This is a genomic window from Nonomuraea sp. NPDC050663 (assembly GCF_044456985.1).
In the GTDB taxonomy this organism is placed as follows: Bacteria; Actinomycetota; Actinomycetes; order Streptosporangiales; family Streptosporangiaceae; genus Nonomuraea.
The window spans coordinates 1-12,518 of the sequence record NZ_JBITGL010000017.1; the positions used below are offsets into that span (position 1 = coordinate 1).

The 12,518-nt window shown below is 67.5% G+C and carries 13 protein-coding genes; 4 read left to right on the plus strand and 9 right to left on the minus strand.

Annotated elements, in window-relative coordinates:
* Positions 1–177: 177 nt before the first annotated feature.
* The 3 genes from ACIBH1_RS37775 to ACIBH1_RS37785 all read right to left on the minus strand — a co-directional run bounded on the left by ACIBH1_RS37775 (position 178) and on the right by ACIBH1_RS37785 (position 1,603).
* Complete coding sequence (locus ACIBH1_RS37775; protein ID WP_397318844.1) at positions 178–531, minus strand: hypothetical protein; 354 nt, start codon at positions 529–531, stop codon at positions 178–180.
* A 418-nt stretch (positions 532–949) separates the two neighbouring features.
* Positions 950–1,330, minus strand: coding sequence for a hypothetical protein (locus ACIBH1_RS37780; RefSeq protein ID WP_397318845.1), 381 nt, complete (start codon positions 1,328–1,330; stop codon positions 950–952).
* 27 nt (positions 1,331–1,357) lie between these two features.
* Positions 1,358–1,603, minus strand: coding sequence for a hypothetical protein (locus ACIBH1_RS37785; protein WP_397318846.1), 246 nt, complete (start codon positions 1,601–1,603; stop codon positions 1,358–1,360).
* Positions 1,604–1,703: 100 nt separating this feature from the next.
* On the opposite strand from ACIBH1_RS37785, the gene ACIBH1_RS37790 reads away from it, so the two are divergent.
* The gene (locus ACIBH1_RS37790) at positions 1,704–2,126 is read left to right on the plus strand and encodes a hypothetical protein (protein WP_397318848.1); all 423 of its coding nucleotides are present in this window, start codon (positions 1,704–1,706) and stop codon (positions 2,124–2,126) included.
* 594 nt (positions 2,127–2,720) lie between these two features.
* Here ACIBH1_RS37790 and ACIBH1_RS37795 read toward each other — a convergent pair.
* The 6 genes from ACIBH1_RS37795 to ACIBH1_RS37820 form a co-directional block, all read right to left on the minus strand.
* The gene (locus tag ACIBH1_RS37795) at positions 2,721–3,470 is read right to left on the minus strand and encodes a sugar isomerase domain-containing protein (RefSeq protein WP_397318849.1); all 750 of its coding nucleotides are present in this window, start codon (positions 3,468–3,470) and stop codon (positions 2,721–2,723) included.
* On the minus strand, positions 3,457–4,629 hold the full coding sequence (locus tag ACIBH1_RS37800; RefSeq protein ID WP_397318850.1) for a hypothetical protein: 1,173 nt from the start codon (positions 4,627–4,629) through the stop codon (positions 3,457–3,459). Before ACIBH1_RS37800 ends, ACIBH1_RS37795 begins: the two co-directional genes overlap by 14 nt.
* Positions 4,630–4,690: 61 nt before the next feature.
* Positions 4,691–5,602, minus strand: coding sequence for an N-acetylglucosamine kinase (locus ACIBH1_RS37805; protein ID WP_397318851.1), 912 nt, complete (start codon positions 5,600–5,602; stop codon positions 4,691–4,693).
* Positions 5,599–6,420, minus strand: coding sequence for a carbohydrate ABC transporter permease (locus tag ACIBH1_RS37810; RefSeq protein WP_397318852.1), 822 nt, complete (start codon positions 6,418–6,420; stop codon positions 5,599–5,601). Before ACIBH1_RS37810 ends, ACIBH1_RS37805 begins: the two co-directional genes overlap by 4 nt.
* The gene (locus ACIBH1_RS37815; RefSeq protein ID WP_397318853.1) at positions 6,417–7,346 is read right to left on the minus strand and encodes a carbohydrate ABC transporter permease; all 930 of its coding nucleotides are present in this window, start codon (positions 7,344–7,346) and stop codon (positions 6,417–6,419) included. Before ACIBH1_RS37815 ends, ACIBH1_RS37810 begins: the two co-directional genes overlap by 4 nt.
* Before the next feature lie 14 nt (positions 7,347–7,360).
* Positions 7,361–8,650: an ABC transporter substrate-binding protein gene (locus ACIBH1_RS37820; protein ID WP_397318854.1), complete on the minus strand. Its 1,290-nt coding sequence runs from the start codon at positions 8,648–8,650 to the stop codon at positions 7,361–7,363.
* Positions 8,651–8,798: 148 nt separating this feature from the next.
* On the opposite strand from ACIBH1_RS37820, the gene ACIBH1_RS37825 reads away from it, so the two are divergent.
* The 3 genes from ACIBH1_RS37825 (at position 8,799) to ACIBH1_RS37835 (ending at position 12,514) form a co-directional block, all read left to right on the plus strand.
* Positions 8,799–9,569 carry a GntR family transcriptional regulator gene (locus ACIBH1_RS37825; RefSeq protein WP_397318855.1) on the plus strand — a complete coding sequence of 257 codons (771 nt, stop codon included), beginning with the start codon at positions 8,799–8,801 and terminating at the stop codon, positions 9,567–9,569.
* 98 nt (positions 9,570–9,667) lie between these two features.
* Positions 9,668–10,705, plus strand: coding sequence for an endonuclease/exonuclease/phosphatase family protein (locus ACIBH1_RS37830; protein ID WP_397318856.1), 1,038 nt, complete (start codon positions 9,668–9,670; stop codon positions 10,703–10,705).
* A gap of 9 nt (positions 10,706–10,714) precedes the next feature.
* A complete protein-coding gene (locus ACIBH1_RS37835) occupies positions 10,715–12,514 on the plus strand; it encodes a metallophosphoesterase (protein ID WP_397318857.1) in 1,800 nt (599 codons plus the stop codon).
* Positions 12,515–12,518 lie beyond the last annotated feature (4 nt).

Genomic DNA, 12,518 nt, shown 5'->3' on the forward strand with positions numbered 1-12,518 from the left:
GGCTACACGCCTACAATCACCACCGCGGTCACACCGCACTCGGTGGCCAGCCACCTGCCAGCCGCGTTCCTAACCTCTCAGGTCATTACAGCTAGCCGCTCGACTTCCGCGGCAACCGGCGCGGGCAGGCCCGAGGCGACATGGTCCTCGTCCGGATCGTACTCCCAGGCCCAGACGTCACTCACCGGCGGCGTCACGGCGCGCGGCGTCGGTGATCTCCTTGATCTCCGCCAAGACCGTCGCCACCAACGCGCGGTCGACTCCCGTGGCCACCTGCCGCTCCAGCTCACGCAGGCGAGCAGCGGTCACAGGGTGACGGTGAATCGCCACGAACTCACCCCACTGAGCTAGGAAAGCACGCAAGGGCGCCACCGTACTCTGCCGCGCAGCCTGCTCCGTCGCCTGGTCCAGATGCTCCACGAACTGCCCCAGATAGGCCGGCGCGATCTGCGCCACCGCCGCCCGCAACGCGGCCGTCGTCAACGGCGGACGAGGGATCAACGCCTCACCATGCTGATGCGGAGTGGACACCGGCGACCTCCAACCTGCCTATGCGCCCAGCCTACCCACGACAGACGGAATCCTCATCCCTTCAACGCACCCCGACGCCCGCAGGGCCTCATGACCCGTCTCGACAACACATCCCGGCCGCCTTCAGCGCTACACCAATCCGGACGCGGGCATACCCCAACCGCCGGCAAAACGCATTAGTCAAACCGACGCCAACCATGCGATGGATGCTCGGCGGTTGCTCTTCGGCATCCGATACGGCCTATCAACGGGCGTCATTCTTGGACATTCTTCACAGCGACATTGACGGCTGGAGTGGTACATTGGAATATAGAATGACAGTGCCTGATATGAGAGCTGCGGACTTTTAATCCGTAGGTTCCGGGTTCGAGCCCCGGGCGCCCTACCACTCCGACCTGCAAATTCACCCACCTCTAGATCAAAGAATCAAGAGGTGGGTCATGCCTGGGTCACGTCTGGGACAAACCGGCACCAGGGGCCTTTCCGGCAAAGCTCTCAGCGTGGCGGCCGGTTTACGGGGCGACGCCGGAGTTGAATCGTCCGCTTCCGTAGCCTGCGGCCTGTCCTCCGCGTCCACATGCGCCGCCAACGCTGTGGAGGCGGCGCCGTGCCGCAGGTCATGCAGCCGCACCGGAGGCAGCCCACTGGCCTTCACCAGATAGCGGAACCGATAGGTCAGGTAGTCAGGCCGTATCGGCCGGCCATCCTCGCGGGTGAACACCCGGCCGACGGTGTCGAGCCCATCCAGGTGCTGGCGTTGCCGGTGGCGGCGCAAGAGACGGATCGCCTCGGTGTCCAAGGCGATCGTGCGCTGACTTGCCTCACTCTAGGGCGGAACGACTCGCAGCCGGCCATTGACGTGAATGAGCTGCTGGACGACGGTCAGTTCACGGGTCTCCAAACTGACGTCCACCCACCGCAGCCCGGCGAGCTCGCCGCGGCGTAGACCGCGCAACGCGGCCAGCCACCACAACGGATACAACGCGTCCTCGCGGACGTAGTCCAGGAACGCCGTCAGGTGTTCGGTCGTCCACACCGCCACCGCCGGGCGCTGCCCCGTGGCCTGCCACACCGCTACCCGGCTCCGGGTCCAGACCTGGGCATGTGGACGCCGGGTGCGCGGCGATCAGACCTTCGCGAAGCGCCTCGTTGAGTGCCGCCCGCAAGGTGGCGTGGATCCGCTGCACCGTGGATGGCGACAGCGCCTTGCCGTACCGATTGCGCCGCTGAGCCAGATCGGTGAAGAAGCGCCGCAAATCTACTGGGCCAAGTTCCGCCAGCAGGATCTGGCCCAATCCGGGGATCAGGTGGATCCGCGCATGATCGGCGTAACCCTGCCGCGTGCGCTCGCGAATGGGCTGGAGGATGGTCAGCCAGTGGCGCAGCCACTGCGCTACGGTGCACGCTGCACTCACTGCGCCGGGGGCGTCGGCGGCGGCGAGTTCACGGGCAGCGTGCATGGCGTTCTCTGCGCTGTGGAAGCCGCCCCGCCGCGCCCGCTCTCTACGTCTGTTCGGGCCCAATACTTGGATCGCGAAGTACCACGAACCGTGATCTTCTTCGGCCAGGTTGGGGCAGGTCCTGTCCTGATCTGAGCAACCACACCGCTTGTACACCACCGGCTCGCCCATCTTGCTCCCCTCTCCTCCTCTACAAGACGGGCGGATCAGGGAGACATGACGTTGATGAGCGATGATTCACATCCGACTGGCAGCCGCCGTTCACACCATGCGGGAGGTGCCATCTGACAACCACGCATTGCCCGGACAGGCTCTACTGGCATCAAGGCCTCTCGACGGCGGCAAACTCATCCCGGAGATGTGGATGACAGCGCAGCGTCTTGAGACCAAGTCGTTCCTGTGGCACACGCCGGCGGGTGGAGAGCAGCTCGACCGCCCGTGGGCGTAAGGCGGGAGGCAGCCAGGCGCAGACCACGGGGTAGTCCGTGCCGGTGCGCTGGTTGCTGGCGTCGCTGGTACGCCAGCGTGACGGCCCATCCAGAAGAAGTCGGTAGCAGGAAGTTTCGTGGCGAGTTGATCGAGTCGGGTCGGCGGTCGCATGCCTCGGCTCGCCGGAGATCAGGCCACGCTGGTCCGGGACATGTGTGACGCCCGGGTCAAAACGTCCAACAGTTCGCCGGCATGGAGACGTGGACGTCACAACGCCAAAGGGCCAAGGGATCTATCTCCTCAAGGTTCCACGGGGCGCACGCGGCTGCGATACCGCTCCCAGAACGTCGCATTGTCCTCGTCTCCTGAAGCGAGATTGGCGGACACGAACACCGGCACCTCGGCCCCCCGCTCCATCAGGCGGCGGCACACGAGTTCGGTAAGCACCTGCGCGATGAGCACACCCGTCAGCGACGAGACCGCTCCCACCCGGAGTCCCGGCGCGAGCTCTACGCTCGCGTCGCCGGCGGGAGCGAGGTTGTCGATCACGACGTCAGCAAGATCGGCCAAGTGGAGACCGGCAGTGTGCCGCGCCGACGGAGAGCGGGTATGCATGAGGGAGGTGATGGCGACCACGCGGTGTCCCCGCTCGCGTGCCAGCTGCGCCATCTCCACGATGGAGGCGTTCACGCCGGAGTTCGACACGATCAGGAAAGAGTCGATCGGGTCGGGGCGTGCGAGGTCGTAGATCCGCTCGGCCAGACCGGAAACCCGTTCGTAGGTCGGGTCCAGGATCTGCTCCGGATCCACTCCGCCGAACATCACCAGGTCCTTGACGCTCAGCATGCCCGCGGACGCGAGCCCGCCGGCCCGTCCGGTGAGCTCGAGTGCCACGATTCTGGAGTGTCCAGTGGCGAAGGACTGCAGGACGCCTCCGGCGGCCACCGACTCGGTCACCAAGGCGGCGGCCTGGTGTATCGCGGGCATCTGCGTGTCCAGGACCCGGCTGATCAGGGCTGGGGCCTGCGCAGCGAACTCAGATGCGGTCATTGTTCGTCCTCCGGTTCATGAGTTCGGCCGCCACGTCGATCGCGGCCGCCACAACCAGTTCGCCGCTTCCCCTGGCGACCGGGCTGACCAGGGTCTCGTAACTCGTCGGCGTGTCACGGCTCGGCAGATAGCCGAGATAGCCGTTGGCGTAGCCCAGGACGACGACGTCGGTGCCCGGCGCCGCCGTGGCCCGGATCGTCTCTCCCAGATCGAGGAAGAGCTCGCCGGGCACGGCCACCAGCGTGATGGCGCCCATAGCGACCGCCTGCACCTCGATCTCGTACGGATCACGGTGATCGCGGGCCATAAGGTCGCAGGCGATTCGCCGTCCCTGTTCGAGAACGCTCGACCCGCGCCCCCCGGTGACGCTCCCGTCGCCGGACGCCACCGCCTCTGCCGGTTGCTTCGCCGTGAGCCGGATGCCTGCCGACACCGGCGGAACGAGTGTCATGCTCCCCGGTCCATCCGCAGGACGAACACTGGCATCAAGGCGATCGGCCACGAGCGCGCCGAGCCGGTCGATCTCGCGCTCGTCGCGTCCGCGCCGGGTGTGCCTGGTGCTGATGTCTCCAGCGGCCCCGGTGGCCGCCACCACCCAGCGCGCGGGAGTACGGAGCGCGCGCCTGATGCCTCCGCTGAGATCGGCGCTAGCGCTGTGGTTGCCGGACGGGAGAACCGTGGGATGCACGGGCGAGATCACGATCGCCCCTGTGACATGGCCCTGCGCGCTGACCACGAGCACGTCCACCGGGATGTCCATCGCTCGCAACTCCGGGAGGTGTCGACGGCTGGCAAGATCCGAAACCAGAACGCGGGTGGTGTGCAGTTCGGCGTCCCGTTCGTCCGCGAGCGCCGCGGAGGTGGCGCGCATCGCGGCCGACTCCAGGCGTTCGGCGAGCTCTGGAGGTGTCGGTGCGCCGCCGGGGCTGCAGCCCGCTTCCGGCCCCGCATGGGTGTGGGTCGCCGCGACCCAGCACGAGTCGACCCCCACGCCCCTCGCCCTGGCGCGGATGCGCTCCACCACGTCGCTGTTCACGCAGACCAGGTCCGCCACGATGAGGGCGAACCGGTGGTGCCCGTCGGTGAAGGTGACGGCGTGAACCTCGAGGGGATCAAGAACGCCGGACAGTCCCTGCGGGCGGTCGGCGTATCCTCCCATCGCCTCGCCTGCGACAGTCCGCAGGTGATCGACTCCGTGTCCAACTCTCATCTTCAAACTCTCAGGTTTCGGTACGTAGCAAGGATCGGTAAGGCTCTTCGCGCCGAAGGAGCACCGGCCCGCCCTCCAGCGGACCCGCTACTGGCGGTAGCAGGTCCAGCCCGCGATCTGCGAGCGCGGCGGCCAGCCTCGTGTGCAGGGGCCCGCTGGGAGCGACGAACCGGCCGCTCCACGAGACGCGACTGCCCGCCTCGGGAAGGCGGCAGACCGCAGCCGCCGCGGACGCGGCGAGGTCGGCTGCGGCCCTGTCGCAGATCGCGCCGGCCACGGCGTCGTGCTCGGCTGTCGCCACGACTTCGCGAGCGAAGCCGGCGATGCGCGCCACCAACGCGGCGTCACGGTAGAACTCCTGCAAACCCGCCAGATCGGTGCCGCCGAGTTCGCGCTCCAGCAGGCCGGTCAGCCGGGTGGTCGGCCCGGTGCCGTCGTGCGCCGCCGTCGCCGCGCGCATGCCCGCCAGTCCGATCGCGTACGCGCTGCCGCGGTCGCCGAGGGCGGGGCCCCAGCCGTCAACCTTCGCCCTCCGCCCAGACGCTCCGATGCTCAGGACCGTGGTGCCGGTGCCCGCGCAGATCACCGTGCCCGGCCCGGCGAGCGCGCCCGCGTGCGCCAGCAAGCCGTCCTCCACGACCAGCGCCGGGCCGCCGAAGAGCTCCTCAAGGCAGCGGGTGAGCCGGCGCAGGTGAGCCGGATCGCCTGGCATCGCGGTGAGGCCGGCGACTACGGCCGTCGGCGCCGGGGGGCGTGTCAGCATGGCCACGGCTGCCCGGACGCTGTCGAGTATCCGGGCGACGCCGTCCTCGTGCGGGTGATAGGCCAGGCCGGGGCCGACGCCGTACTCGCGGCGTTCTCCGTCGGTGACCAGCAGGCGGAGTTCGGACTTGCCGCCATCGATGCAGGCGACGGCGCTCACTTGGACATCCCCGCCGTCAGCCCGGCAATGATCTGCTTGGTGGCGAAGGCGAAGACCAGGGCCAGCGGCACGAGCGCGATCACCAGGCCGGCGAAGAGCGCCGCGCGGTCGGTCGCGAACTCGCCGAAGAACCGGGTCAGTCCCACTGGGATGGTGTATTTGTCGCTGTCCCTCAGCAGGACGAGCGGGTAGAAGAAGTCATTCCAGGTGGGCGCGAACTGGAAGACGGTGACCACGGCGAGCGCGGGCCGCATGAGCGGCAGCGCGACCGACACGAACAGCCGCCCCTCCCCCGCGCCGTCCAGGCGGGCGGCCTCCTCCAACTCGATCGGCAGGCCGCGCATGAAACCCATGATCACGAAGATCGAGAACGGGATGCCGCTCGCCGCATAGAGGAGGATCAGACCGAACCTGGTGTCGATCAGCCCCATGGACTGGAACATGTAGAACACCGGCAGCAGCCCGAGCTTGGCCGGGATCATCAGACCAGACAGGAAGAACGCCGCCAGCAGCGCGCGGCCGCCGAACCGCCAGCGGGACAGGGCGTAGGCGGCCATCGCCGACACCGCCACGCACAGCGCGACCGCGACCACCGTGACCAGGACCGAGTTGGCGAAGTAGGTCGAGATCGAGGCGGTCTCCCAGGCGCGCAGGTAGTTGTCCAGGTCGAGCGAGTCCGGCAGGCCCACGGGCCGCTGCAGGATGTCGGCGTTGGAGCGAAACGACCCGAGTGCCACCAGGACCAGCGGCCCGAAGGCGATCGCGGCGTAGGTCCACAGCATGAACTGTGCGCCGAGCGGTGCCACCCGCCTGTTCACCCGCCCACCTCCCGCCGGCGCAGGAACCGCTCCAGGACGATGGAGATCCCGAAGACGACGGCGAAGATCATCATGGCGATCGCGGACGACTCGCCGATCGCGTTCGTGCCGCCTTCGAACGCAGTGCGGTAGTAGAGCAGGCCGAGCACGTCCATGGCGCCTCCAGGTCCCCCGTCCGAGCCTCCCAGGGCGTACACCAGGTCGAAGATGTTGAAGCATCCGATGAACGTCAGCACCGTGATGACTCCCACCGCCGGCATGAGCAGCGGGAAGCGCACGCTCCAAAAGGCGCGGAAGGCGGAGGCGCCGTCCATGGCGGCCGCCTCCTCCAGCTCTCGCGGGATGCCGCCCAGCGCGGCAAGGAAGATCAGCATGGGGCCGCCGATCCACTGCCATGCGTTGACCAGGATGAGCACGGGCAGCGCGGTGTCCGGCTCGCCCAGCCACGGCCGCGCCCACGATTCCAGCCCAACCGTGCGCAGCATGAAGTTGATCGGGCCGAAGGATGGGCTCAGCAGCAGCGACCAGATGTAGCCGACGATCAGCGGGCTGATGAGGTACGGGAGGGAGAAGATCGTCTGGAAGAAGCGCTTGCCCCGCGGGTTGCGGTAGAGCAGGACGGCGAGCCCGAGACCGACGGTGTTCTGGATGGCCATGGTGCCCACGAAGAACAGCACGTTGTGCCAGAGGGCGGTGGGGATCTCCTCGCTCAACGGATAGCGGGTCAGCACCTCGCCGTAGTTGCCCAGGCCGACGAACTCCGCCTGGCGGATACCCTCCCAGCGGAACAGGCCGTAGTAGAACGCGGTCACAAGGGGGATGACGACGAACAGCCCGTAGAGCGCCAGCGCGGGCAGGCAGAACGCCACCACCCAGCGCCAGGCGACCCTGTCGGCGCGGTAGCCTCCTCGCTCCCGCGCCGCCAATCGCCGCCCCTGCTTCACTGCGTCGGCTTGAACCACTGGTCAATACCCTGCTGGACGTGTTTGGCCGCCTCCGCGGGGGTGGAGCGGCCGATCACGAGCTTCGACAGCGACTCCGACGCGAGGTCCCAGGCGGTCGGCGTGCCTCCGGAGAAGTACGCGTAGGTGATGTACGGGCTCGGGTTGGCGGTGTAGGCGGCCAGCGCCTCGGCGAGGAGCGGGTCCTCCGGCGCGACGTCAGGGACCGCGGAGATCTGGCGGAGCTCCTTGGAGAAGGCCTTCCCGAATTCGGCAGACGCCATCCAGCGGAGCAGGTCCAGGGCCGCCGCCTTGTCGGGCGTCTTGGCGGATACGCCGAACGAGCCGTCGACGTAGCCGGGCACGAGCGTCTTGCCGACCGCGGCGCCGGGCGCCGGGGGCACGTTGAAGATGCCCATCTCCAGGTCGGGGTTGGCCTTCTCGAAGGCCGCGAGCTCCCAGACCCCGCCCGGGAACATCGCCGCCTTCCCCGAGGTGAACAGGGCCTGGGCGTCTGTGTAGCTGGTGCCTTCGAACTGCGGGCCCCAGTACTTGCTCGTGCCCTTCCAGATCTTCAGCGAGTCCACCCAGGGGCCGTCGGTGAACTTGGCCTGGCCGCCCAGCATCTGCTTGAGGTAGTCGTGGCCGCCGTAGGTGGTGGCGCCGAAGATCTCCTGTTGGATCGGCAGCATCCAGGTGTCGGTCACCGTGGCGGCGAGCGGGGTGAGCTCGGCTGCCTTCAGCTTGTCGAACGCCGCGGTCATCGACTCCCAGGTGGTGGGCGGGGTGATGCCGTGCTTGGCGAACAAGGCCTTGTTGTAGATGACGTGCATGGTCTGTACGGCGAAGGGCACGCCGTACACCTTCTTGTCGCTCTCGCCGCGTGCGCCGTCCAGGACCGCCTCGGGGAAGGCGCCCAGCTCTTGGACCTCCTCAGCGAGGGGGACCAGGCTGCCCGCTGCGACGAGCGGCTGGAGCAGGCCGTAGGAACGTAACTGGGCGACGTCGGGCCCGTTCGCGTCCGCGAGTCCGGTGCGGAGAATCGTGTCGTACTCCGTCGACTTGTACGGCATGTACTTCACCTTGACGCCCGGATGGGCGTCCTCGTAGATCTTGAAGATCTTCTTGTAGGCGGCCACGTCTTCCTGACGCCAGCCCCACACATCGAGAGTGATCTGCTGTGCGGCTCCGCTGGAGGCCGCACTCTGGGGTGCGCTCGGCGCGCACGCCGTGAGCCCGATGATCAGCGGGGCGACTGCGGCCACCACAACGCGGCGAGTGCGAAGCATTGGGATCTCCCTGGATAGGTTGGTCGCACCATGGCGCGGACGCTAATACTGGTATAGACCGAATGTCAACACTTCCATCCTGGCCGCCCCAAGCACGCAAGTGCTCGTAAGATGGGGCAGCCGGCGTGACAGAAATAAGGAGCCTGCTGTGTCAAGGCAGCGACACGAACCCAAGAATGTCGCGCCGGAGATCTTTACCGCCGACGATGGGCAACCCAAGGGCCAGCACATCAAGAACGTCCTGACGGCGCTGGTACACGACTCGCGGGACGGCGAACTACTGCCATCGGAACGCGTGCTTGCCGAACGCTTCGGAGCCGCCAGGATGACCGTGCGGAACGTCATGGTCGAACTGGAGTCCCAGGGCCTGGTGCGACGCGAGGCGGGCCGTGGCACGTTCGTGCAGCACCCGACGCTGGTCCACTCGGAGATCTTCCGCTCGTTCAGCGAGGACATGCGCATGCGCGGCATGGTGCCCGGCGCAAAGAGCTACCGCAGCCGAACGCGACCTGCGCCGCGCGACGTGGCCGCACACCTCGACGTCGCGCCAGGCACCCTCGCCCACTTCATCGAGCGGGTGCGCACGGCGGACGGCGTCCCCATGGCCTTGGAGCGTACGAACCTGTCGGCCGAACGCTTTCCCACCCTGCTCACCGAGATGGGGCGGGACGACTCCCTGTATGAGGTGCTCGGCAGGGTGTACGGCACCCGCCTGGAAACCGCCGAGCAGAGCGTCTCAATCGCCAGGCTCAGCCCGGCGGACGCTCGGCGGCTCGAAGTGCCGGACTACGACCCTGCCTTCCTCGTGGAACGCACCGCCGTAGACGCCATGGGCAACATCGTGGAATACGGCCGGTCGCTGTACCGAGGCGACCGCTACGCCATTCAGATGCATGTCAGCAGGTCAGCCAACCGCTGACGGCCAATCCCTCCCGTACGCCTCTTGTCACCCTGCTGCAGCGGTGTTACGTTCCGCATCAAAATACTGGTCTATACAGGAATTCCTGGATGGTGATCATGAGACGTCCCATCACCGCGGCCGTAGCGGCAATCGCCCTGCTCCTGACGACACCCATCGCTGCCGACGCCAATGCCATGTCATCGGCCGAGCAGGGCGGCCGGAAGATCCGGATGCTCGACTTCAACTTCGCCGGAAACGGCTACAACAAGGGCAGCACTGGCGCGCCCGTGGACGACACGGTGGCCAAGATCTCCGGACTGAACGCCGAGATCATCGGCCTCAACGAGATGTGCTACACGCAGTGGGTGGCCTTACGGGACCGACTGAAGGCCAAGCCGGGCTACGGGGAGCTCTCCGAGCAGGTCGTCGTCACCAACTACAACATCCCCAACTGCTACGACCCGGTCGTCAACCCCGACGGCTGGTATGTCATGGGGCTGATGAGCAAGCACCCGTCCCAGCGGGTGATGTTCGGCGACACCCCCTACCTCGACCTCGGGTACCACTACCGCCAGAGATTCCGCAAGCTCGTCTGCGGCGACGTCGCCGTGCCGAATGCGGCCGTCGTCCGCGCTTGCGTGACGCATACCGAGGTGCCGCTGGTCATCATCAACGAGACCAGCTTCCCCAACGATCCCGTCATAGCCGACGACCCCTACTACGGCCGCTCGATCAACTACGCCCAGGCGAAGCTGATCGCGGACACCATCACACCGATGGCCAGGCAGATGCCGGTCGCCCTGCTCGGAGACCTGAACGAGCTGCCCTTCCTGCCCTCACTCGAGCTCTTCTACGCCAAGTGCGGCGGCCGGGGCGTCTTCAACGAGGTCGACGGCGAGGACCCGCGCTGGCGCGGCAACATCCGGCGCTGGGTACTCGGGACCGAGGACTGCCCGCACCGCCAGGGCGAGTGGACCATGGGCGCCGAGGGTCTTCCCGATGACTACAACCGGCCCTACCAGAGCAATCGGAAGATCGACTTCATCTTCGTCGACCACCGTCACTTCAAGGTCGACGCCGACTCCGGCTGGGTCATCTCGACCCCGTACTCCGACCATCGCATCGTCGTCGGCGACGTGACGCTCCGGCGCTGAGGAGGCGTGATGCGCAAGAGGAAAACGGCCTGCGTGCTGATGGCGGGCCTGCTGCACATCGGTCTCCTCGCCTCACCCGCAGCAGCGGCACGACCGTTGCAGGAGTTCCGAGTCCTGCCCTATCTACAGAGTCCCAGTTCCTCCGGGATCACGCTGACATGGTTCACCGAGGACGGCGGGCCCGGACGGCTGACCGTTCTCGGGCCGGGCATCGGCGGCAGGAGGACCTACGAGGTAGCCGGGGACGCGCAGCCCGATCTGGCCTACACACAGCTCGAACTCGCCGAGGAGATCCCCGGCCTGGACAAGGGATCGTGGCTGCGAGGGCAGGGCAACCACAAGCACACCGCCAGAATCGACGGTCTGCGGCCGGGCAGCCGCTATCACTACACGGTGGAGCAGGGCACCGCAAGGCACCGCGGCAGCTTCCAGACCGCACCGGCGAAGGACCACTGGAAGCACATCAGGCTGATCGCGATGTCCGACTCCGAGACTGAGCCGCGCGGCCGCGTGCAGCGGCGGGAGTGGTCGCCGGGCGCGCTCGCGGCCGGAAGCACCACACGCCCGTCCGCCGAGCCCGGATCGATCTGGGATCGCACCTACGGCACCACCACACTGCTGGGCTCTCGAGTCCTGCGCTACCCCCTCACCGAGGACGAAGGGCTGCGCGCCAACCTGGCGACCGTGAAGAGCCGCGCGCCGGACGCGGTGCTCCTCACCGGCGATCTCGTCCAGGGCGGCGGATACCAGCCGGGCTGGGACGAGTTCTTCCGCCACACCGCGGGCGAGAGCGGCGACCTGCTGACGGGCGTCCCGATCCTGCCCGCCTTCGGGAACTGGGAGAGCTTCGGCGCGCTCAACGGCGGGTACGGCACGCCCCAGGACCGCGCACCGGTCGTACGATCCCGGGCGAAGTACCACGCCTATTTCGACGCTCCCGACAACGGCACGGCCGCGCACCGCGACAACTACTACCGGGTCGACTACGGACCGGTTACGGTGATCACGCTCGACAGCAACAACGGCGAGCCGGACGACCGCGCCGCGGCCTATCCTGCCGCGGAGAAGCTGACCGGCCGCCAGTACAACGGCCCGGGAACCGACACGCAGGAGAACTTCACCCGTGCCGAGTATGAGGCGGCCGGTGGCGGCGACATGTCCGCCTTCAACCCCGGCGGCCCGCAGTGGGCCTGGGCGGAGGAGCAACTGCGCGCGGCCCGCGCCGAGGGCCAGATCGTTCTCGTGCAGTTCCACCACGCGCCCTACAGCAGCGGTGAACACGGTCTGCCGATGAACCACGCCCTCACCTCAGGTCAGGGAGGCACGCCGATGCGGGTCTACCACGAGATGTTCGAGAGGTACGGCGTAGCTGCTGTGATCTCCGGTCACAGCGAGATGTTCGAGCGGAGTTTCGTCGACGGTGACGGCGACGGCGTGGGAGTCCACTACTACGACGTCGGCGTGTCCGGCGACGGTCTGCGCGGCGTTCGTCGCGACGGGCCGACTCTGAACAGCCCGCTGCTGGGCTACAACGCCTTCAGCCGGTGGACGGCCGACCAGAGCGAGCCCGAGACCTGGGAGAACGCTGGGGAAACGCCGCATCTGACCTCAGGGGGCAAGCACTACGGCCACCTGGAGATCGACATCGACCGCGGTCAGGGCAAGGATCGCTCGCCACGCCTGACGCTGACTCCAGTGCACCTGTTCCCCGTGCTCGACGCCGACCTCCGCGTCGTCAGGACCGAGCGGCGAACCTACGACGACCGCACCGTGATCCACATCACCTCCAACGGCACCCCGACCGGCTAAGGAG